This window comes from Brucella ciceri (assembly GCF_041930145.1).
GTDB classification, from domain to species: domain Bacteria; phylum Pseudomonadota; class Alphaproteobacteria; order Rhizobiales; family Rhizobiaceae; genus Brucella; species Brucella intermedia.
In genome coordinates this window covers 193,824-213,294 of record NZ_JBHEEV010000004.1, presented here as the reverse complement: position 1 = coordinate 213,294, position 19,471 = coordinate 193,824, and the positions used below count along the sequence as shown (strand labels likewise).

Below are 19,471 nucleotides of genomic sequence, written 5' to 3'. Positions count from 1 at the left end.
GGATGACATTGGCTCGTTCTTTCCGTCTTGGACTTCTGTCGCTGGGTGCCCTGCTTTTCCTCGCGCCCTATATCTTCATGCTGTCCACGGCAGCAAAATCGCAACAGGATATTTTCTCGTCCTCTCTGTCGCTGATCCCGCACAACTGGGCGCTCTGGGACAATCTGGCCAAGGCGATGAGCCGTGTCCCGATGGGGCTTCTTCTGTTCAACGGCGTAATCGTCTGCGCGCTTGTGCTGGTCATCCAGGTCGTGGTCGCCATCCCCTGCGCCTACGCCATGGCAAAGCTCAACTTCCGCGGTCAGCGCATCATGATGATGATGGTCATGCTCGGCCTGCTGGTGCCGATCCATGCCACGGCACTGCCCTTCTATGTGGGCTTCAATCAGCTCGGCGTGCTCAACAGCTACTTTGCCCTCAGCGCACCGTTCTTCATCTCGGTCTTCGGCATATTCCTGTTTCTGCAATTCTTCCGCGCCATGCCGGACGATCTCATCAGCGCCGCACGCCTCGACGGCATGTCGGAAGCCGGCATCGTCATGCGGGTGATCGTGCCCAATGCATGGCCTGCGATTACGGCCTTCTCGATCTTCTCCGTTGTCGCGCACTGGAACGACCTGTTCTGGCCGCTGATCGTCGTCAACGGCATGGAACGCGCCACGCCGCCGCTCGGCCTCCTTTATTTCCGCGCCGCGGAAGCAGGCGACGATTACGGGGCGCTGATGGCGGCAACCCTCATCATCACCCTGCCGCTGCTGCTGGCATTTCTCGCCGCCCAGCGCCGCTTCATCGAAGGCATCACCCTCACCGGCCTCAAGGGCTGAATTCTTCCCACAATCCTCCACAGGAGTTCAAACATGAAACGCTTTTCCGGCGCCCTCGCCGCTCTGGCCATGGCAACGGCCTTCGGCTCGCCCGCCCTTGCCGACACGACGCTGAACGTGCACTACCCGATGCCGGGTTTCTTCAAGGATGTCATGGCCGACATCTCCAAGAAGTTCATGGAAGAAAATCCGGACATCAAGATCAACTTCGTCAGCCCGTCGGCAACCTATGAAGAAGGCATCCAGACGATCATGCGCCAGGCCGGAACGTCGGAAATGCCGGATATCACCTTTACCGGTCTGAACCGCCTGCGTGTGCTGGCGGAGCGCAATATCGGCGTCGACATGAAGCCGCTGGTCGAAAAAGAAACCGACATGGAAGCGCAGGGCTTCACAGATCACCTGCTGAGCCTCGCCCGCGTCGGCGACCGTCAGGTCGGCCTTGCTTTCGCAACCTCCAACCCAATCATGTATTACAACGCCGATCTTCTGAAGGCGGCAGGCGGCAATCCCGACAATCCCCCCACCACCTGGGACGAAGTGATTGAACTGGGCGGCAAGATCAAGGCGCTCGGCAACGGCAATGAAGGCATCGATTTCCGCTGGCAGGGCGACGATTGGATGTTCTCCGCGCTGCTGTTCGGCGCGGGCGGCACCATGCTGACCGAAGACGAGAAGAAGGTCGCCTTTAACGGACCGGAGGGGCTCGAAGCCTTCAAGCTCATCGACCGCATGGTGAAGGAAGGCGGCATGCCGGTTCTGACCAAGGCGGCGGGCGAGCAGGCTTTCGCGGCTGGCAAGGTCGGTTTCTCGTTCCAGACCACCGGCGCGCTGCGCAACACGATCAAGAATGTCGGCGACAAGTTCGATCTTCGCACGGCGAAGATCCCGCTCATCAACGTCGAAAAGGGTCGCCTGCCAACCGGCGGCAATGCGGTCGTCATCCTGACCGAAGATCAGGGCAAGCAGGATGCAGCATGGAAATTCGCCAAGTTCGCCGCTGGCCCCTATGGCGCGTCCGTCGTCGTTCCCGGCACCGGCTACGTGCCGAACAACGAGCTGGCCGCGAAGTCCGACGAATATCTCGGCAAGTTCTATGAGGAAAATCCGCTCTTCAAGGCTGGTCTGAGCCAGATGTCGCTGATGATCCCGTGGTATGCCTTCCCCGGTTCCAACGGCGTGAAGGTGACGCAGACCATCGTGGACAATCTTTCCCGCGTCGTGGAACAGTCCGCCACCCCCGAAGACGCCCTTGCCGACGCCTCCAAGGAAGTCCAGCGCCTGTTGCCGCGCAAGTAATCGGTCATCACCAAAAAACAAAAGGACGCGCTGATTGCCCAGCGCGGCCTTTTTTGAATCACAAGCTGCGATCAATAGGTCCAGTTGCGGGCCTTCGAGAACAGGAAGTCGCGGAAGGCGTGGAGTTTCGCGGAGTTCTTCAAGGCTTCCGGATAGCAGAAGAACGTATCGAAGGACGGTATCTCTTCCAGTTCGGGCAGAAGCTGCACCAGGCCGGATTCCTTGTCCGCCATATAGTCGGGCAGAACGGCGATGCCGACGCCGCGCTGCACGGCGCGGCGGATCGACAGCAAATTATTGACCTGCAATGCCGGGATGCGCGAGCTGCCGTCCGTGCGGCCGGCGATCTCCAGCCAGTTGAGGCCCGTCAGATAGCTCGGCGCCGGTTCACCGAAGGTCACGACGCGGTGCTGGTCGATCTCGTCTATGGAGTTGAGCTTGCCATATTTCGAGACATAGCCCGCCGACGCATAGACATGCATATGCACCGTGAACAGTCGACGCTGGATCAGGTCGGGTTGCTGCGGCTGTCGCAACCGGATAGCGCAATCCGCATGACGCATCGTCAGGTCCAGTTCCTCATTGTCGAGGATCAGCTGGAGCTGGATATCGGGGTAAAGCTCGACGAATTCCTGAATGCGCTCGATCAGCCAGCCGGAACCGAGACCAACAGTCGTCGTGACGCGCAGGCGGCCTGTCGGCTTTTCCTTGCTCTCGGCAAGCTTCGAACGAACGTTTTCGAGCTTCATCAGCACGTCATGCGCCGTGCGATAGAGCGTTTCGCCCTGCTCGGTCAGGATCAGACCGCGCGCATGACGATGAAACAGCGGGACGCCGACATCCTGCTCCAGCGCGCTGACCTGACGCGAAATAGCCGATTGCGACAGATGCAATGTCTGGGCTGCGTGGGTGAACGACCCCGCCTCAGCCGCAGCATGAAAAATGCGCAGTTTATCCCAGTCGAGCGGAGCGACCACGATTATCCCCTCTCATTGTTTTGACCGCATTCAGCTTAGGCAACACCGCCTCCCGCTTTTGGCTTGGAAAGCCCTATTCCGCCGCTTCGTGCAGCGGTTCCTGTGCGGCGAGCCAGCGCTCGGCTTCAAGAGCTGCCATGCAACCCATGCCGGCGGCTGTCACGGCCTGACGATAGATATCGTCGGTGACGTCGCCCGCAGCGAAAATGCCCGGAACGTCGGTAGCCGTCGAATCGGGCGCGGTCCATAGATAGCCGTTCGGCTTCTGCTTGAGTTTGCCCTCGAACAAAGAAACCGCCGGTGCGTGGCCGATGGCGACAAAAACGCCATGGGTATCGAGTTCCTGCGTTTCGCCGGTCACGACATTCTTGAGGCGCACGCCGGTCACGGTCGCGCCCATGGGCGGCTTTGCCTCCGTGCCGAGGATTTCGTCGATGACGCTGTTCCAGACGACCGAGACGTTCTGGCGCGAAAGCAGGCGGTCCTGCATGATCTTCTCCGCCCGGAAACCGTCGCGGCGATGCACGACCGTCACGCTCTTGGCGATATGCGAAAGGTAAAGCGCTTCCTCGACCGCGGTATTGCCGCCGCCGACCACGACCACATCCTTGCCGCGATAGAAGAAACCGTCGCAGGTCGCGCAGGCCGAAACGCCGCCGCCCATGAAGGTCTGCTCGCTGTCGAGGCCAAGCCACTTGGCCTGTGCGCCCGTCGCGATGATCAGGGCATCGCAAGTATAGATCGTGCCGGAATCACCCTTGAGACGGAAAGGACGCACCGTCGTTTCGACCTCGGTGATGATGTCGTGGACGATCTCGGCGCCGACATTCTGCGCCTGCGTCGCCATCTGGTCCATCATCCATGGCCCCTGCACCGGATCGGCATAGCCCGGATAGTTTTCCACGTCGGTGGTGATCATCAGCTGACCGCCCTGCTGCAGCCCGGCAATCACGATTGGCTTCAGCATGGCGCGGGCGGCATAAATCGCCGCAGTATAACCAGCAGGACCCGAGCCGATGACAATGACTGGCGCATGACGCTGTGACATGAAGTTCTCTCCGGTCCCGGAGCGCTGCGGCCTTCAAGCCGGACCGGCGCTCCTCATGTTGGTTTTCACGCGCACCCAAACTGTTCCACATTTTTGGGTGCACCTTAAAATCGATTTAAAGCGGCGGGTTTCCGGCCCACCAGAATCGCTTCCGCAATCCTGTCCGGCCAATGCCCCGATATTATGGCCAAGGTAGGTCTGCCCCCGGATGTTTGCAAGCTTCCACAGGGATTTGCCGAGCTTTAGCCACAGCTTGTGACCTTTTGAGCAAACCCTTTCACGCCAGCACGTTGCGGGTGGATCGATCTCACGCTAAACAAGCTTGATATAGGAATAATTCGCCCAAACCCGGAGCCGGCCGCCATTTACAAGACAGTCGCCAATATCTGCGCGCGTTTCGGCCTCATCATGGCGGCGGCCATGCTTCTGCCTGCGGCGATCGACCTGCGCGACGGAAGCGACGACTGGCTGATCTTCGTCCGCTCGGCTGCGGCTACAGGCGCATTGTCTGCGCTGTTTCTGCTGGCCACCCAGAACCAGACCATGCGCTTCACGCCGCGCTTAGGTTTTCTGCTGACGGCCTGCCTCTGGCTCACCGCAAGCTTCCTCGGCTCGATCCCGCTTTATTTTTCGCACCTGCCGATCAGCTACGCCACCGCCTTCTTCGAGGCCATGTCGGGTGTCACGTCCACGGGCGCGACCGCGCTCACCGGTCTCGACAACATGCAGCGCGGCATTCTCCTGTGGCGCTCCATCCTCTGCTGGATCGGAGGCGTCGGCTTTATCGGCCTCGCCCTTCTGTTGCTGCCCTCGCTGCGGGCGGGCGGGCTTGCGCTCTTTCATATGGAGAATTCCGACAAGTCGGAAAAAATCCTCCCGCGCATGAACCAGATAGCGCTCGGCATCATACTCGCCTATCTCAGCCTGACCGCGGCCTGCATCATCGCCTATTTCGCAGTCGGCATGAGCGTTTTCGACGCCATCAATCATGGCCTGACGACCGTGGCGACGGCAGGTTTTTCCACGCATGACAGCTCGATCGGTTTCTATGAGGGAAACCGGCTGCTGCTGGTCGTCTCCACCATCTTCATGGCGCTCTCGGCCCTCCCCTTCGTGCTTTACATCAAGGCCTTCATGCCGCGCCGCATGGAATCGCTCGCCGACCCGCAGGTAAAACTGTTCTTCGCAATTGCCATCGGTTTCAGCTTTGCGCTTGCGGTGGTGCTGCGGCTCGGCTCCGATGTGCCGTTCGGCGATGCGCTGATTTCCGCTTCGTTCCACTTCGTGTCGGTCATGACCACGACAGGGTATGCCACCGAAGATTATTCGCTCTGGGGACCGCCTGCGATCGGAATTTTCTTTCTCGCTTCGTTCCTCGGCGGTTGTGCCGGCTCCACCTCCGGCGGCATCAAGATGAACCGCCTCATCATCCTGTGGAGCCTGACACAGGCCAATCTCGCCCGGCTCATCATGCCGCATGCGGTCATCAAGATCCGCTACGGCACCTCGGAGATTTCCGGCGATATCGCGCAGAACGTGCTGCTCTACCTGTTCCTCTATTGTGCGTCGCTCGTCATCGGCGCGGTGCTGCTCGCCTCGCTGGGCCTCGATTTCGTCTCGGCCTTCACCGGGGCGCTGACGGCGCTTTCCAACGTCGGACCCGGTTTCGGCGACACGATCGGTCCCGTCGGCAACTTCTCCACCATTCACGATCCGGCGCTGTGGGTGCTTTCATTCCTGATGCTGGTCGGACGCCTGGAGCTGGTGACGGTGTATATCCTGTTCACACGCGCTTTCTGGGTGCGTTGACCGAGCGTTAAGCGGTTTACATCCGCCTGTTTCATTTGATATGAGCAGGATTAGATTGCGCCACGATGGCGACGAATGTTCTATAATTACCCCGGAATGAAATTTCCTTGCGCGCGGAGTTACGCATGCCGATCAAGGCCGATCTGGATGAAATCGATTGGAAAATCCTTCGGGAGCTCCAGAACAACGGGCGCATCACCAATGTCGAGCTGGCCGAACGCGTCGGCATTTCGGCCCCGCCCTGCCTTCGCCGGGTGCGCAAGCTTGAAGAAAGCGGCGTCATCCGGGGTTATCGCGCCATTCTCAACGGCAATTCGCTTGGACAGGATCTCGTTGCGTTCTGCTCGGTCGGCCTTCATCGCCAGGCCGATGCCGACCTCAAGGCATTTGCCGAAAAAACCAAGCAATGGCCGCTGGTACGCCGCGCCTGGATGGTTTCGGGCGAATCCGATTTCCTGCTCCATTGCGTCGCGCGTGATCTCAACACGTTCCAGACCTTCGTGATCGAGGAACTGACCGCCGCTCCCAACGTGGATTCCGTGCGTACCGCGCTGACCATTCGTCCGGTCAAGGACGAACCGCTGATGATTCTCTAAGAGCCTGAAACAAAGAGCGGCATGTGTGTGCGAAAATGGTGATTTTCGAGTACCGGACCGCAATGTACTGAACGTACATGAGCACCGGAACGCAGAAAAGCGCCATTTGCAACCACACAGGACGACTTCTGGAACAGGCTCGAGATTATTTCCCGGCGAATACGCGCTCGTAAACACCGCTGATTGCAGCGGCTTCCTTTTCGAGCGGAAACGTGGCGCGAACATGCCTGAGAGCATTTTCGCCGTCACGTTCGGCCAATGCCGGATCGGCCAGATATGGCTCGATAGCCTTGCGCAGGGCTTCCCCGTCACCGGCTGCAACCGATGTTCCGGTGCCATCCACGATCATTTCCGCATAGGCGCCTGCATCGCTGGCCACGACCGCCGTTTGCGAGGCCATGGCTTCGAGCGGCGTCAGCCCGAAACCTTCATTGCGCGAAGGCGCAACATAAAGCGTCAGGCGGCGATACCAAACCCGAATGTCGGGCACTTCGCCCAGGATGAGGATACGGTCCTGCAAACCCGCAGCCGCGATCTTCGCCTTCAGTGCGTCTTCGAAAGACTGGTGTTCAGCGGTTGTGCGTCCGGTAATGATCGCCGTCCAGTCCGGATATTTCGGCAGGAGCGCAACCATCGCATCGACAAAAAGGTCTGTTCCCTTGGAGGAACGCACGCGACCGAAGCAGCCGACGGCATATTTTCCGGGCAGGCCGGACGCCGCGAAACTATCGTCATCGCCAACCGGCGGATGAAACCGCTGCAAATCCACGCCGTGCATGATGACATCGTGCGGGACCTGGAGAAAGCTTCCCGAGCGGCCACTCGTCGCAATCACCGCATTCATGCGGCGGATCAGCCATTTGGTGAAAGGCTTGTGGTCCCGCTGTGCGGCCGAGGTAAAGATCAGCCGCAGTTTCATGCGCAGAACATCGCGCATGAAAATCCCGGCCAGCATTTCGATATTGCGCCGCGCGTGCCAGATGCGGAACGGCTTCGTACGCGGCTTCGACCAGAAGGATAACAACGCGCCCCAGCCAAGATGCGGGAGCGTGTCGGGCAGGCCCGGCCCCATCGTCGCGATGTTCAGGCCCTTTGCACGCTGCAAGGGGATGAGCTGAACGATCGTCGATGTGACCCCGGATAGGCGGCGCTTGAAATTGGGCGCCACCACCTCGACATCCTGAACCGGGACTTTCATGAAAATCAGACGAACTTCAGGCCGACGATTTCGTAGGAGCGCGAACCGCCGGGTGCGTTGACTTCGATGGTATCGCCTTCGCCCTTGCCGATCAGCGCGCGCGCAATCGGCGATGAAATGGAAATGCGGCCTTCCTTCACATCGGCTTCCTGGTCGCCGACGATCTGGTAGATTTTCTCTTCTTCCGTATCCTCGTCGATCATGGTGACGGTCGCGCCGAACTTGATGCGGTCGCCCGACAGCTTGGAAACGTCGATGACTTCCGCGCGCGCAACCAGATCTTCCAGCTCGTTGATACGGCCTTCATTCAGGCTCTGGGCTTCTTTCGCAGCGTGATATTCGGCGTTTTCGGACAGGTCGCCATGCGCACGCGCTTCGGCAATTGCCTCAATAATCCGAGGGCGCTCCGATTGCTGGCGCCAGCGCAGCTCTTCCTTGAGCTTTTCGAAACCGCCAGGGGTCATAGGGAACTTTTCCATACCCAGTCCTTTCCTTCATCCGGCGCTTCGCCTCTCCCCGAGGCCCTGCACGCACCGGCAGTTTGATTTGCCCGCCTCACCTCGCGCAATGCTTGGATAGTGCGAGGCGCTTTTCGGAGGCTTCCAACCTCCGAGACACAAAAAGAAAACGGTCACCGAAACATCCGCCTCGGAACCGTTCGAATAACCATTCACAGAACTATAGCATTTCCATCAATCATTTCACGCGGAAAAATATGTCCCTGTCAACTCTCTGCAAAAGCGACGCTTTCTCGCGTGCGCTATTTCGGCTTGACTGGCCAGCTCGCCGGCCATTTCTCCGGGCCTCCCGCATAATTGCCATCGCAATCGCCTTTTGAGCGTTCCTGCACCAGCACGAAACGCACCCGGCCCTCGCCGCTGTCGGTGGCTTTCCAGACATCGTAAATGCCGCAATCACCAAGTCCCCGGCCTTTGAAGAAAGCCGTCAGCGTCAGTGATTTCTGGTTCCAGTCGATGTTCCATGCCGTATCGGTCACTGTCGGGCCGTCGTCGGAAATGGTTGGCAGGGAAATCGGCACGATCCTGTTTTCATGGCGGCTGTAGAAGGCGTAGGGCTGATTATAGGCGCCCGGCGATCCGCACGGCAGGCCGATCAGATCGAGCCCGTCGGCAATCTTCGTCTCGAAACCGCCTGCGCTGCGGAACGTGTCCGGGCTTGCGCCACCGCAAACCGCGGCTTCATCGGAAAAATCCTTGCGGATTTCGGCCGGTATCTGGCCAACCGTTTCAATCAGCTTGAGCACCGGCGGCACGGGCGCGGGCTTGCTGCCCTTGACCTGCAATGCCTCGACGGTTCCGTCGCGCGATTGCTGCTCATCCACATAGATCAGCCCGCCGACAAGCCCGGAAAGCGAATAGGTGAACGTCTTTCCGGCCAGTTTCAGCTGCAACTTCTGGCCGTTCTTCATTCCTTCAAGCGCTTTGGCAACATCGCCCGTATAATCAAGCTGGTCGTCCTCTGCCTTAAGGGCCGAGACATCGACGCCGAGCAGCGGCTGGCCATCGACGGAAATCTCCAGCTTGCCGGTTTTCCGGGACGGATCGACATAGGAAAGCCGCAAGACCGGTTTCGACCCCGGCTGGCTGCTGCGAAAGATGCCAAGCCCCGGCGCTCCCTCGCTTGCGACCGGCGTCAGGCTCAATGTGCAGTTCTGCGCGAAATCACACAGAACCTGCGTATCCCGGACCGTCTTGAAAGCCGCCTGCGATTCCCCGCCCGTCACAAACAGCATCGTTGCGGCAGCCGACGCCACGACAGCGGTCCTGACAGAGGATTCACGATAGAAGGAAAGCATAAGACCTCCGCCGATGGAAAGCGCACTGAGCAGAATCAGATCATGCACGAATGTCGCAGAATCGGAAGTTCCCTTGCCGCCTGCCCACAATATTGCCTATAGCATGTCGGCTGAAAAAGATCGAACCGAGGTAAGAATGACGCGCGTACAGGCCAACATGCTGCTGCTTCTGGCGGGCGCCATCTGGGGCATGGGTTTCGTCGCGCAATCGACGGCAATGGCCAGCATCGGACCGTTTCTGTTCATCGGCATCCGCTCGGCAATCGCCTCGCTCACCGTCCTGCCATGGGCCGTGGCGGAAGGACGCCGCGCGAAGATCGCCCTCCGCCGGTCGGATTATCTCTTCTTCATGGTCATCGGCCTGAGCCTGTTCATCGGGCTCGTCCTCCAGCAGATCGGGCTCATCACCACATCCGTCACCAATGCCGGTTTTCTGACCGGGCTTTATGTCGTGATGGTGCCGGTGCTGGGCGTCATCCTGTTTCGCACATGGCCGCATCCGGTCGTCTGGCCCAGTGCGGCGGCCTGCCTTGCAGGCATCTTCCTGCTTTCCGGCGGCACGCTGACGGCGCTCAAGCAAGGTGACCTGCTGGTCATCGGCGGTGCCGTGTTCTGGGCATTGCAGGTGGTTTTAATCGGCAAGGCAAACCGCGCCGCGCGGCCGATAACGCTGAGCTGCGTCCAGTTCGCGACCAGCGCCGTTGCAGGGCTTGCCATCGCTTCCATGGTTGAAGATCTCAACTGGACCGCCATCGCGCTCACCTGGAAGGAAATCCTCTTTACCGGCGTGTTCTCGTCCGGCGTCGCCTTCACCTTGCAGGCCATCGGGCAGCGCTATACCACCTCCGCGCAGGCAGCGATCTTCCTCGCCTCGGAAGCGCTCTTCGCGGCCCTGTTCGGCGCGCTTTTCCTCGGCGAACGAGTGACCTTCATCGGCCTTATCGGCTGCGGACTGATCTTCTCCGCCATGATGGCCGTCGAACTCATTCCCATGTTCTGGAAGCGCAAGCCCGCGCTTGCTCCCGCCGAGTGATTTCCATCAGGCCTTGAAAATCAGAGCCGCCCCGCCTGCGATGAGCGCAAAGCCCAGCAGATGGTGCCAGGTAAAGGCTTCCTTGAGGTAGAACACCGAGAACAGGCTGAAGATCACCAGCGTGATGACCTCCTGTATGGTCTTGAGCTGCGCCGCCGAATAGACCTCATGCCCGATGCGATTGGCCGGGACCGCCATGCAATATTCGATCAGCGCGATACCCCAACTGATGAAGATGACGGTGATGAGCGGCGTGCTGGTGAATTTCAGATGCCCGTACCAGGCGAATGTCATGAAAACGTTGGAGCCGATGAGAAGCAGGATCGGCAGGACGCTTGGCGAAATCAGTGCTGACATGGAAATGACTTCAGGGACCGGGAGGATGTTGTCTGCGGCATGGCCCGAAACCGCCGCACGGTGATAAAACAACGGCGGCATTTTGCCAATCCTGCCGTTTGCGCCTGCCCCGTTTACGCCACAGCCCTTAACGCGGGCGCTGACTCTTCCTTTACGCTTGCAGGCTAATATTCAGGGAACGCCATCGGTCTGGTCTCCTGAAGAAAAGGTATGGACATGAGTTCTGCGTTGTCCGCCACCGCTCCAGTCAGCCGCCAGCGCTCCCGGTTGCGAGGTCTGGCCCCCTCTTTATCGATCATGCTGCTGGCCCTCGTCGCAGGCTGCTCCGGCGAAAGCGCGCCGCGTCCGCAGGCCAGCGTCGGCAATTCCGACGTGATGGTGCCCGAAGCCCCGGTGGCGAGTGCCGCCCCGGTCATGGCTGCGCCCGTCATGCAGCAACCGCAGGAAGAGCGCGTCGTCGGGCTTGCCGAAGAGGAGGAAAACCACGTCGCGCAATCCGCGCCGCAGAACCGGCCGCAATATTCCGGCGACTATGGCTTCACGGCCCCTGTTCAGAACCCGGTCACGGCTGCCGAAAACATCTATACGATGTCCAATGCGGAAGCCGCCTGCCGCACGCGCCTCAAACGGCTGGGCGTCGTCTTCAGGGAAAAGCCCACCATCTATCGCAGCAGCTCCTGCCATATCGAAAACCCCATCGAAGTATCGGGTTTCAACAGCGGCTCCATCGCGTTCAAGCCGGCGGCGACGCTGAACTGCCAGGTGACGGAAGCCTTCGCCCGCTGGATCAAGGGCGACCTGCAACCCGCCTCGCGCCTGCGATACCTGTCCGGCGTGAGCACGATCTACAATGCCGGAGGCTATTCCTGCCGAACGATGAACCATCGTCGCGGCGCGAAAATGTCGGAACATTCACGCGGCAACGCCATCGACGTCACCAAGATCGTGCTGAACAACGGCAAGAACATCATGGTGCGCAAGCCGGGCTTCTTCGCCTTCCGCGAAAAGGGCCTGCTCAACAGCGTCCGCTCCGATGCCTGCGGCTATTTCACGACAGTTCTCGGCCCCGGCTACAACCCGGAACATGCCGACCACTTTCATTTCGACCTGATGCAGCGCCGCAGCGGCTATCGCGCCTGCAAATAGAAAAAGCCCGGCCTTACAGGCATAGCCTGCGCCGGGCTTCCTTTCATCATCGGTTCATTCTTCCGGCGGAACCGGCGTCGGCTTGCCGTTCTCGTCCAGCGAAACCATCACGAATTCGGCATGGGTGACGAGATCGCGCCTGTCGCTGAGATAGCGCTTCGCCCACGCCTCGACCCTGAGCGTGATCGACGTGCGTCCTACCCGCGTTATATCCGTATATACGCAGAGCGTGTCGCCGATCTTTACCGGCCGGGCGAACGCCATTTCGCGCACCGCCGCAGTGACCGTGCGGCCCTTGGCGCGCTCGGCGGAACGGATGCCCGCAGCCATGTCCATCTGCGCCATCACCCAGCCGCCGAAAATATCATAGGCCGAATTGGCGTCCTTGGGCATGGCGGAAACGCGGATCGTCAGCGTGCCGTTCGGCTCATTGTCAGTATTCATCAATGTCGTTCCTTGAGTGCTTGAGAGAGTCGGCCGCTAATATGAGACAAGGCTGCCCGGAAGAAAAGTACCGCGCAATACGCTCTGAACCGTTAGAATCGGGCTGCACCTAAAAGGTTGGCAATAATTAATCATGAATTGAAATTGATTATCCGTGATGAGCCGGAATAATATCGCCTATGCTATAAGTAATGATGGAAAGTATATTAGAGGAACGATAAATGAACCTATCGGTGAAAGCTTCCATATTTACATTAGCATTCCTTGTTTCAGCAAATGCTTATGCATCATCGGCCATCGTCACCTCGACAGTTAATCTGCGCACCGGTCCCGGCACCCAGTATGGAACCATCGGGGCGATCCCGAACGGCGTTGGAGTTACCGTCGGGGGCTGCACCAGCGGCTATGGCTGGTGTCAGGTGAGCTACGGCGGCATGACCGGCTGGGCGGCATCGAGCTATATCGCCATCCAGACGGGCAACGGCTACACGTCCAACGACAATTTCGGATCGACCGCCGCAGCCGTGGGCATACCGCTCATCACAGGCATCGCCATCGGGTCGGCACTGTCGGCCAACAACGACCGCTATTGGGGTCCCGGCCCCTATCGCGGCTGGGGCGGCGGCGGCAACGTCTATAATGGCTGCATCGGTCGCAATTGCCAGTCGAACTGGGGTCCGCCGCGCCCGCACTGGACGGATCGTCCGGGCTGGAACGACCATCCGGGCTATCATCCCGGTTTCGGTCGCGGCTTCGGTCCCGGTCCGCGCATACGCATGGGCGGCAGGCTGTAAAGCCATCCGCAAAATGGTCGCCTCCTGACAGCCTTCTGTCAGGAGCATTGACCGGATATGTTGAGGGTGCCGAGGATTTCGCCTCGGCGCCCTTTTCATTTGGACGCTGAAATTCCATATTGGAAGCATGTCGCAGAAAAGTGGAAACCGGTTTTCCGCTTAAGACATGCGGTAACAATATAGGGTCATGGCTTCCTCAAAAGACAAACATTCCCAGGATTCGCACGACAAGGCTGGCGGCTTCGGCGAAGCGCCACAGGCCGGGTTTTCCGGCGCGCCCCTATCCGGTTCAATCGCTGATTGGGCGAAGGAGATCGGCGACGAGGCGGCCAAGCCGCGCGCAAAAAATCCAAAACAACCCAAGAAGATTCCCGAGCGCAGCAAGGAAGCGTCGCGCACAGGCCGCGGCACGTCGATGGGCGGCGCGGCTTCGGCGAAGGAACGCGCGGCGGCGGGCCTCAACCCCGTTGCCGGTCTCGACATCAGCCTTGAAGACGCAGCCGGGCTGAACCCATCCGGCGCGACCGCGACGGTTCAGGCCCTGTCGGACCTGATCGCCTCCGGCAATCCGCTGTTCAAGAATGGCGAGCTGTGGACCCCGCACCGCCCCGCCCGCCCGGAAAAATCCGAAGGCGGCATCGCCATCGAGATGGAAACCAGCTTCGAGCCGTCTGGCGACCAGCCGACTGCAATCCGCGATCTGGTGGAAGGGCTGGAGAACAACGACCGCACGCAGGTTCTGCTCGGCGTCACCGGCTCGGGCAAGACCTTCACCATGGCGCAGGTCATCCAGCGGACGCAGCGCCCTGCCCTGATCCTCGCGCCCAACAAGACCCTGGCCGCGCAGCTTTACGGCGAGTTCAAGAGCTTCTTCCCGAACAACGCCGTCGAATATTTCGTTTCCTACTACGATTATTACCAGCCGGAAGCCTATGTGCCGCGCTCGGATACCTATATCGAGAAGGAATCCTCCATCAACGAGCAGATCGACCGGATGCGCCACTCGGCCACCCGTGCGCTGCTTGAGCGTGACGACGTGATCATCGTCGCCTCCGTGTCGTGCATCTACGGTATCGGCTCGGTCGAAACCTATACGGCCATGACCTTCGAGATGAAGATCGGCGACCGGCTCGACCAGCGCCAGCTGCTCGCCGATCTCGTGGCCCAGCAATACAAGCGGCAGGACATCAATTTCGTGCGCGGCTCGTTCCGCGTGCGCGGCGACACGATCGAACTGTTCCCGGCCCACTTGGAAGATCGCGCCTGGCGCATTTCCCTTTTCGGCGACGAGATCGAGTCCATCACCGAGTTCGACCCGCTGACCGGCCAGAAGACCGGCGACCTGAAATCGGTGAAGATCTACGCGAACTCGCACTATGTGACGCCGCGCCCGACGCTCAATCAGGCGATCAAGTCCATCAAGGAGGAGCTGAAGCACCGCCTTGACGAACTGACCCGCGCCGGTCGCCTGCTGGAAGCCCAGCGCCTCGACCAGCGCACGACGTTCGACCTCGAAATGCTGGAAGCGACCGGCTCCTGCGCGGGCATCGAAAACTATTCGCGCTATCTCACGGGCCGCAATCCGGGCGAGCCGCCGCCGACGCTGTTTGAATATATTCCCGACAATGCGCTGGTTTTCATCGATGAAAGCCACGTCACGGTTCCGCAGATCGGCGGCATGTATCGCGGCGACTTCCGCCGCAAGGCGACGCTTGCCGAATATGGCTTCCGCCTGCCCTCCTGCATGGACAACCGCCCGCTCCGCTTCGAAGAGTGGGACGCCATGCGTCCGCAGACCATTGCCGTTTCGGCAACGCCGGGCAACTGGGAAATGGAAGAAGCGGGCGGCGTGTTCGCAGAACAGGTCATCCGCCCGACCGGGCTGATCGACCCGCCGGTCGAAATCCGTCCTGCCAAGACGCAGGTCGACGACGTGCTGGGCGAAATCCGCGACACTGCGCAGAAGGGCTATCGCACGCTGGTCACCGTGCTGACCAAGCGCATGGCGGAAGACCTGACCGAATATCTGCATGAACAGGGCGTGCGCGTGCGCTACATGCACTCTGACATCGATACGCTGGAGCGCATCGAGATCATCCGCGACCTGCGGCTTGGCGCCTTCGACGTGCTGGTCGGCATCAACCTGCTGCGCGAAGGTCTGGACATTCCCGAATGCGGCTTCGTCGCCATCCTCGACGCCGACAAGGAAGGCTTCCTGCGTTCGGAAACCTCGCTCATCCAGACCATCGGTCGTGCGGCGCGTAACGTTGACGGCAAGGTCATTCTCTATGCCGACAATATTACCGGCTCCATGCAGCGCGCGATGGATGAAACCAGCCGCCGCCGTGAGAAGCAGGTCGCCTACAATGAAGAACACGGCATCACGCCTGCTTCGGTGAAGAAGAATATCTCGGATATCCTCGGCTCCGTTTACGAGCGCGATCATGTCCGCGCGGATATTTCGGGCTTTGCGGAAGAAGGCGCGATGATGGGCAACAACCTTGCCGCCCATCTGGAGCATCTGGAAAAGCAGATGCGCGACGCCGCCGCCGATCTCGACTTCGAAAAGGCGGCGCGCCTGCGCGACGAGATCAAGCGCCTGCGCGAGACGGAACTGGCCATCGCCGACGATCCGCTGGCACGCGAGTTCGAGGCGGGCGACGCAGGCGCAAGCCGCAACAAGGGCAAGCCCACCGGCAATTCGCGCTTCCGCAAGCCGACGCTCGATGAAATGGGCGCCGATACGACGCGCCCGCTTGGCAAGCCGTCCCTGTTCCAGAAGCCGTCGCTTGACGATATGGGACCGGGCACGGACATGGCAAAACCGCTATTCCGCAAGAACACGCTCGATGAAATGACCGTGAAGCGGACGGAAGTGCCATCTGGCGGCAACGATACGGCGATCCGCCGTGAGCGCGCGGGCATCGGGTCTTACGAAGACCCGGCAGAAACAGCGCGCAAGAAGCGCCGCCCCGGCAAGACAGGCCGACCGGGGCGCTAGCTAAAATCGATAATGTGCTGGAAGGCTCACCAGCCTTCCAGCACGATCTTGCCCTTTGCCTTGCCGCTTTCCAGCACGCTATGCGCTGCCTTGAGATTGGCGGCACTGATCGGTGAAAGGACTTCCGTCAGCGTTGTCCTGATCTTGCCTTCATCGACCAGTTTCGCGACTTCGTTCAGCAGTCTGCCCTGCTCCGCCATATCTGCGGTCTGATAGATCGGGCGCGTGAACATCAGTTCCCAGTGCACCGACACGGACTTGCGCTTGAAGGGCATGATGTCGAGCTTGTCCGGATCGTCGATCAGCCCGAAACGGCCCTGCGGAGCAATGAGTCTGACGATTTCAGAAAGATGATCCGGCGTCTGCGTCGTCGAAAAGACGAAAGCCGGTGCGCCAATCCCCAGAGCTTCAACCTGTTCGGCCAGCGGCTTGCGGTGATCGATGACGTGATGCGCACCAAGCTGCTTGACCCAGTCTTGCGTTTCGGGGCGCGATGCGGTCGCTATCACCGTCAGGTCGGTCAGTGCGCGCGCCAGCTGGATCGCGATCGAGCCCACGCCGCCCGCGCCGCCGATGATGAGGATTGCATTCGCCGCACCGGCAACCGGCCTGCGCACGTCCAGCCTGTCGAACAGCATTTCCCATGCGGTAATGGACGTCAGCGGCAGGGCGGCGGCTTCGCTGTTGGACAGCGATGCCGGTTTGCGCCCGACGATGCGTTCATCGATCAGATGAAATTCGCTATTGGCGCCCGGACGGGTCAGGGAACCCGCATACCATACCCTGTCGCCCGGCTTGAAATCCCGCACCTGATCGCCGGTTTCGACGACGGTGCCCACAGCATCCCAGCCAAGCACCTTCCATTGGCCGGCGTCCGGTGAAACGCCGCTGCGGATTTTGTAATCGACCGGGTTCACGGAAATCGCCTCCACCTGAACCAGCAGATCGCGCCCGGCGGCAACCGGCTTGTCCAGTGTCACATCGACAAGCGAATCGGCTCGATCCAGTTTACCGGCGTTCTGATAGGCAACAGCTTTCATCGTCTTTGCTCCATTTGCTATGGACCAAATATTAGACTACGTTCGCAATTTAGAAATACGCACAAATATCGCCTATAGTGTCGATATTTGCACTTGGTATAAAAAGGATACCGGAATGGCCAAAGCCAGGCATTCCCGCTTCGACTGCAGTCCCGGCTGTGCGGTTGAAGCCGCCATCAGCCTGATCGACGGAAAATGGAAGAGCGTCGTGCTCTTTCATCTCATGGGCGGCACGCTTCGGTTCAATGAATTGAGGCGACAGATACCAAGCGTCACCCAGCGCATGTTGACCAACCAGCTGCGCGAACTGGAAGAAGACGGACTTATCGAGCGCAAGGTCTATGCGCAGGTGCCGCCGAAGGTGGAATACAGCCTTTCTCCGCTCGGCCGCAGCATCGAGCCGATCCTGCTCGCATTGAAGAAATGGGGTGACGCCAATATCGACCGGTTTGGCAAGCCGGGGAAAGAATCATCGTCCTCTGTTCAGGAAGCGGCGTGAAAAGGGCGGCACCCGCCGCCCCTTCCATTGAGCCAGTCGTTACCGACACTGCCCGCTGCTCATGATGCGATAGCCTGCGCGGTCGGCTTCGCAACGGTTCGGGAAGGTTCGCCTGTCATTGCCGCGTTGCGCGCAAACCGGCATGAACTCCCGCGTGCATGCGCCTGCTCCCGGCCTGCCCGGCCTGTTGCCCTGGTGCGGCGGATGCATTCCGCCTGCGCCGCCCCAGCCCGGCCCCGGCCTCGATGAGCAGCGACCGTTGGAAATGACGCGGTAGCCCTCTGCCCGCGCCTGGCACGAATTGCTGAAGGTTTGGCGTGACGATCCGCGCTGCGCACAGACCGGCGCATAGTTCATCGGGCAGATTCGCGGCGGCTGTGACGGTCCGGGGCGCAGCGGCGGACGATGATCCACCCCGCCTTCCGCAACGCAACCGGCAAGAAGCAGCAGGCCCGCGAGCACGGACAGTTTTCTGAAACGATGAAATTGCATTTTCCTCTCCCTTTGTCCCGCCCCCTAAGATGGCGCAGCCTTCAATAAGGGCAAGTCCTTTCGCGAAAGTGCAAAACCTTGCGGACCATATCGACAACCCGCCCATATAGGTTACCTTGGCCGAAGTTGAGGGGCGGAACAGGCAGCATGAATCGTTACAGGCACAGCATAGCGGTTATCCTCGTTTCGCAGCTTTTCAGCCTGCCTCTCGGCGTCATTTCCTCCCATGCAGCCAGTGAGCCGACCCCGCCGGTCTATGCGCCGCCCCTGCCCCCGGAGAAGAAGACGCCGACCGTGGGCCGCATCTGCCAGCTCATCGGCGCCAATGCAGACGCCCATGGAATCCCGCGCGACTTCTTCGCGCGGCTGATCTGGAAGGAAAGCCGGTTCGACCACAAGGCGGTGAGCCCGGTCGGTGCCGAAGGCATTGCGCAATTCATGCCCTATACCGCGAGGGAGCGCGGGCTCGCCGATCCCTTCGATATCGAGCAGGCCATTCCCGCCTCGGCGAGCCTCCTGCGCGACCTGAAAGGCGCGTTCGGCAATTGGGGCCTTGCAGCCGCCGCCTATAATGCAGGCGCGGGGCGCGTTTCGAGCTGGATGCGGTCCGGCGGCTTTCTGCCGCTCGAGACAGAAAATTACGTGCTGGACATTACTGGCGCGCCTGCCGACGACTTCGCCGCCGGCAAGGAAATCATGAACCGGCCGCTCGATCCAAAGCTCGCCTTTCACGACGCCTGCAAGCGCCTGCCGATCATCCGCAGCGCCACCATTCCGATGTCGCGCGTCAAGCCGAAACCCTGGGGCATACAGGTTGCGGGCAATTTCCGCCGCAGCGCCGCCGTCAATCAATGGACCCGCCTGCGCAGGCAGTTCAGCGCCGTGCTTTCAGGCCACGAGCCGGTCGTAAGCCGCATACGCACGCCAATGGGACGTCGCGGAATCTATGCGGTACGCATCGGCGCCGACAGCCGCGGGGAAGCCGATGGCATTTGCACAAAACTTCGCGCTGCCGGCGGCGCATGCATAGTTTTACGCAACCGATGAGAAAAACACGGTCAGTACCTGCTAAATCAGCGATATATTAGGGAAACCCTG

At 60.3% G+C, this 19,471-nt stretch carries 19 protein-coding genes and 1 pseudogene; 10 read left to right on the top strand and 10 right to left on the bottom strand.

Going from position 1 to position 19,471, the window contains the following annotated elements:
• The first annotated feature begins 2 nt into the window (after nucleotides 1-2).
• A complete protein-coding gene (locus JNC63_RS09785) occupies nucleotides 3-824 on the top strand; it encodes a carbohydrate ABC transporter permease (RefSeq protein ID WP_006467287.1) in 822 nt (273 codons plus the stop codon).
• Nucleotides 825-857: 33 nt separating this feature from the next.
• Complete coding sequence (locus JNC63_RS09780) at nucleotides 858-2,123, top strand: ABC transporter substrate-binding protein (RefSeq protein WP_063882114.1); 1,266 nt, start codon at nucleotides 858-860, stop codon at nucleotides 2,121-2,123.
• Nucleotides 2,124-2,194: 71 nt separating this feature from the next.
• Here the strand turns inward: JNC63_RS09780 and JNC63_RS09775 are convergent, their stop codons facing one another.
• Entirely contained in the window at nucleotides 2,195-3,100 is a 906-nt protein-coding gene (locus JNC63_RS09775) for a LysR family transcriptional regulator (protein WP_006467289.1), read from the bottom strand.
• Nucleotides 3,101-3,173: 73 nt separating this feature from the next.
• Nucleotides 3,174-4,148: a thioredoxin-disulfide reductase gene (gene trxB, locus JNC63_RS09770; RefSeq protein ID WP_006471901.1), complete on the bottom strand. Its 975-nt coding sequence runs from the start codon at nucleotides 4,146-4,148 to the stop codon at nucleotides 3,174-3,176.
• 408 nt (nucleotides 4,149-4,556) lie between these two features.
• Between trxB and JNC63_RS09765 the strand changes: the two genes are divergently transcribed.
• Entirely contained in the window at nucleotides 4,557-5,957 is a 1,401-nt protein-coding gene (locus tag JNC63_RS09765) for a TrkH family potassium uptake protein (protein ID WP_063620782.1), read from the top strand.
• A gap of 125 nt (nucleotides 5,958-6,082) precedes the next feature.
• The gene (locus JNC63_RS09760; protein WP_006471903.1) at nucleotides 6,083-6,553 is read left to right on the top strand and encodes an Lrp/AsnC family transcriptional regulator; all 471 of its coding nucleotides are present in this window, start codon (nucleotides 6,083-6,085) and stop codon (nucleotides 6,551-6,553) included.
• Here JNC63_RS09760 and JNC63_RS09755 read toward each other — a convergent pair.
• The 4 genes and pseudogenes from JNC63_RS09755 to JNC63_RS09740 form a co-directional block, all read right to left on the bottom strand.
• Nucleotides 6,537-6,659: pseudogene (locus tag JNC63_RS09755) on the bottom strand (flagellar basal body P-ring protein FlgI); the annotation flags it as partial. The gene JNC63_RS09760 and the pseudogene JNC63_RS09755 overlap by 17 nt on opposite strands.
• Before the next feature lie 39 nt (nucleotides 6,660-6,698).
• Nucleotides 6,699-7,751, bottom strand: a complete 1,053-nt coding sequence (locus JNC63_RS09750) for a glycosyltransferase family 4 protein (protein WP_063620780.1) — start codon at nucleotides 7,749-7,751, stop codon at nucleotides 6,699-6,701.
• Between the two features lie 5 nt (nucleotides 7,752-7,756).
• Entirely contained in the window at nucleotides 7,757-8,230 is a 474-nt protein-coding gene (gene greA, locus JNC63_RS09745) for a transcription elongation factor GreA (RefSeq protein ID WP_006467294.1), read from the bottom strand.
• 281 nt (nucleotides 8,231-8,511) lie between these two features.
• A complete protein-coding gene (locus tag JNC63_RS09740) occupies nucleotides 8,512-9,567 on the bottom strand; it encodes a DUF1176 domain-containing protein (RefSeq protein ID WP_063620944.1) in 1,056 nt (351 codons plus the stop codon).
• Between the two features lie 136 nt (nucleotides 9,568-9,703).
• Between JNC63_RS09740 and JNC63_RS09735 the strand changes: the two genes are divergently transcribed.
• Nucleotides 9,704-10,600: a DMT family transporter gene (locus JNC63_RS09735; RefSeq protein ID WP_006471904.1), complete on the top strand. Its 897-nt coding sequence runs from the start codon at nucleotides 9,704-9,706 to the stop codon at nucleotides 10,598-10,600.
• Nucleotides 10,601-10,606: 6 nt separating this feature from the next.
• On the opposite strand, the gene JNC63_RS09730 is transcribed toward JNC63_RS09735, so the two are convergent.
• Nucleotides 10,607-10,957 (bottom strand): DMT family protein, encoded by a 351-nt coding sequence (locus tag JNC63_RS09730; RefSeq protein ID WP_006471905.1) that lies wholly within the window; start codon nucleotides 10,955-10,957, stop codon nucleotides 10,607-10,609.
• 216 nt (nucleotides 10,958-11,173) lie between these two features.
• Between JNC63_RS09730 and JNC63_RS09725 the strand changes: the two genes are divergently transcribed.
• Nucleotides 11,174-12,103: an extensin-like domain-containing protein gene (locus JNC63_RS09725; protein WP_025090522.1), complete on the top strand. Its 930-nt coding sequence runs from the start codon at nucleotides 11,174-11,176 to the stop codon at nucleotides 12,101-12,103.
• Nucleotides 12,104-12,157: 54 nt separating this feature from the next.
• Here JNC63_RS09725 and JNC63_RS09720 read toward each other — a convergent pair whose 3' ends face one another.
• Nucleotides 12,158-12,547: an acyl-CoA thioesterase gene (locus tag JNC63_RS09720; RefSeq protein ID WP_006471907.1), complete on the bottom strand. Its 390-nt coding sequence runs from the start codon at nucleotides 12,545-12,547 to the stop codon at nucleotides 12,158-12,160.
• Nucleotides 12,548-12,768: 221 nt separating this feature from the next.
• On the opposite strand from JNC63_RS09720, the gene JNC63_RS09715 reads away from it, so the two are divergent.
• Both JNC63_RS09715 and uvrB read left to right on the top strand, forming a co-directional pair.
• On the top strand, nucleotides 12,769-13,341 hold the full coding sequence (locus tag JNC63_RS09715) for an SH3 domain-containing protein (RefSeq protein ID WP_063620778.1): 573 nt from the start codon (nucleotides 12,769-12,771) through the stop codon (nucleotides 13,339-13,341).
• A 187-nt stretch (nucleotides 13,342-13,528) separates the two neighbouring features.
• On the top strand, nucleotides 13,529-16,342 hold the full coding sequence (gene uvrB / locus JNC63_RS09710; RefSeq protein WP_063620776.1) for an excinuclease ABC subunit UvrB: 2,814 nt from the start codon (nucleotides 13,529-13,531) through the stop codon (nucleotides 16,340-16,342).
• 26 nt (nucleotides 16,343-16,368) lie between these two features.
• On the opposite strand, the gene JNC63_RS09705 is transcribed toward uvrB, so the two are convergent.
• Nucleotides 16,369-17,382 carry a zinc-binding alcohol dehydrogenase family protein gene (locus tag JNC63_RS09705; protein ID WP_063620774.1) on the bottom strand — a complete coding sequence of 338 codons (1,014 nt, stop codon included), beginning with the start codon at nucleotides 17,380-17,382 and terminating at the stop codon, nucleotides 16,369-16,371.
• Between the two features lie 115 nt (nucleotides 17,383-17,497).
• Here JNC63_RS09705 and JNC63_RS09700 point away from each other — a divergent pair, with 115 nt between their 5' ends.
• The gene (locus tag JNC63_RS09700) at nucleotides 17,498-17,881 is read left to right on the top strand and encodes a winged helix-turn-helix transcriptional regulator (RefSeq protein WP_063620772.1); all 384 of its coding nucleotides are present in this window, start codon (nucleotides 17,498-17,500) and stop codon (nucleotides 17,879-17,881) included.
• A 39-nt stretch (nucleotides 17,882-17,920) separates the two neighbouring features.
• Here JNC63_RS09700 and JNC63_RS09695 read toward each other — a convergent pair whose 3' ends face one another.
• A complete protein-coding gene (locus JNC63_RS09695; RefSeq protein WP_006467306.1) occupies nucleotides 17,921-18,373 on the bottom strand; it encodes a Kazal-type serine protease inhibitor family protein in 453 nt (150 codons plus the stop codon).
• 147 nt (nucleotides 18,374-18,520) lie between these two features.
• Here JNC63_RS09695 and JNC63_RS09690 point away from each other — a divergent pair, with 147 nt between their 5' ends.
• Complete coding sequence (locus JNC63_RS09690; RefSeq protein WP_063620770.1) at nucleotides 18,521-19,420, top strand: SPOR domain-containing protein; 900 nt, start codon at nucleotides 18,521-18,523, stop codon at nucleotides 19,418-19,420.
• Nucleotides 19,421-19,471: the final 51 nt, after the last annotated feature.

Bases quoted from the DNA above. Each gene is read 5' to 3' on its own strand.
- JNC63_RS09750 (WP_063620780.1), bottom strand. From the start codon at position 7,751: ATGAAAGTCCCGGTTCAGGATGTCGAGGTGGTGGCGCCCAATTTCAAG.
- JNC63_RS09690 (WP_063620770.1), top strand. From the start codon at position 18,521: ATGAATCGTTACAGGCACAGCATAGCGGTTATCCTCGTTTCGCAGCTT.
- JNC63_RS09760 (WP_006471903.1), top strand. From the start codon at position 6,083: ATGCCGATCAAGGCCGATCTGGATGAAATCGATTGGAAAATCCTTCGG.
- JNC63_RS09740 (WP_063620944.1), bottom strand. From the start codon at position 9,567: ATGCTTTCCTTCTATCGTGAATCCTCTGTCAGGACCGCTGTCGTGGCG.
- JNC63_RS09785 (WP_006467287.1), top strand. From the start codon at position 3: ATGACATTGGCTCGTTCTTTCCGTCTTGGACTTCTGTCGCTGGGTGCC.
- JNC63_RS09735 (WP_006471904.1), top strand. From the start codon at position 9,704: ATGACGCGCGTACAGGCCAACATGCTGCTGCTTCTGGCGGGCGCCATC.
- JNC63_RS09715 (WP_063620778.1), top strand. From the start codon at position 12,769: ATGAACCTATCGGTGAAAGCTTCCATATTTACATTAGCATTCCTTGTT.
- JNC63_RS09720 (WP_006471907.1), bottom strand. From the start codon at position 12,547: ATGAATACTGACAATGAGCCGAACGGCACGCTGACGATCCGCGTTTCC.
- JNC63_RS09730 (WP_006471905.1), bottom strand. From the start codon at position 10,957: ATGTCAGCACTGATTTCGCCAAGCGTCCTGCCGATCCTGCTTCTCATC.
- JNC63_RS09695 (WP_006467306.1), bottom strand. From the start codon at position 18,373: ATGCAATTTCATCGTTTCAGAAAACTGTCCGTGCTCGCGGGCCTGCTG.
- trxB (WP_006471901.1), bottom strand. From the start codon at position 4,148: ATGTCACAGCGTCATGCGCCAGTCATTGTCATCGGCTCGGGTCCTGCT.
- JNC63_RS09725 (WP_025090522.1), top strand. From the start codon at position 11,174: ATGAGTTCTGCGTTGTCCGCCACCGCTCCAGTCAGCCGCCAGCGCTCC.
- JNC63_RS09780 (WP_063882114.1), top strand. From the start codon at position 858: ATGAAACGCTTTTCCGGCGCCCTCGCCGCTCTGGCCATGGCAACGGCC.
- JNC63_RS09705 (WP_063620774.1), bottom strand. From the start codon at position 17,382: ATGAAAGCTGTTGCCTATCAGAACGCCGGTAAACTGGATCGAGCCGAT.
- uvrB (WP_063620776.1), top strand. From the start codon at position 13,529: ATGGCTTCCTCAAAAGACAAACATTCCCAGGATTCGCACGACAAGGCT.
- greA (WP_006467294.1), bottom strand. From the start codon at position 8,230: ATGGAAAAGTTCCCTATGACCCCTGGCGGTTTCGAAAAGCTCAAGGAA.
- JNC63_RS09700 (WP_063620772.1), top strand. From the start codon at position 17,498: ATGGCCAAAGCCAGGCATTCCCGCTTCGACTGCAGTCCCGGCTGTGCG.
- JNC63_RS09765 (WP_063620782.1), top strand. From the start codon at position 4,557: ATGGCGGCGGCCATGCTTCTGCCTGCGGCGATCGACCTGCGCGACGGA.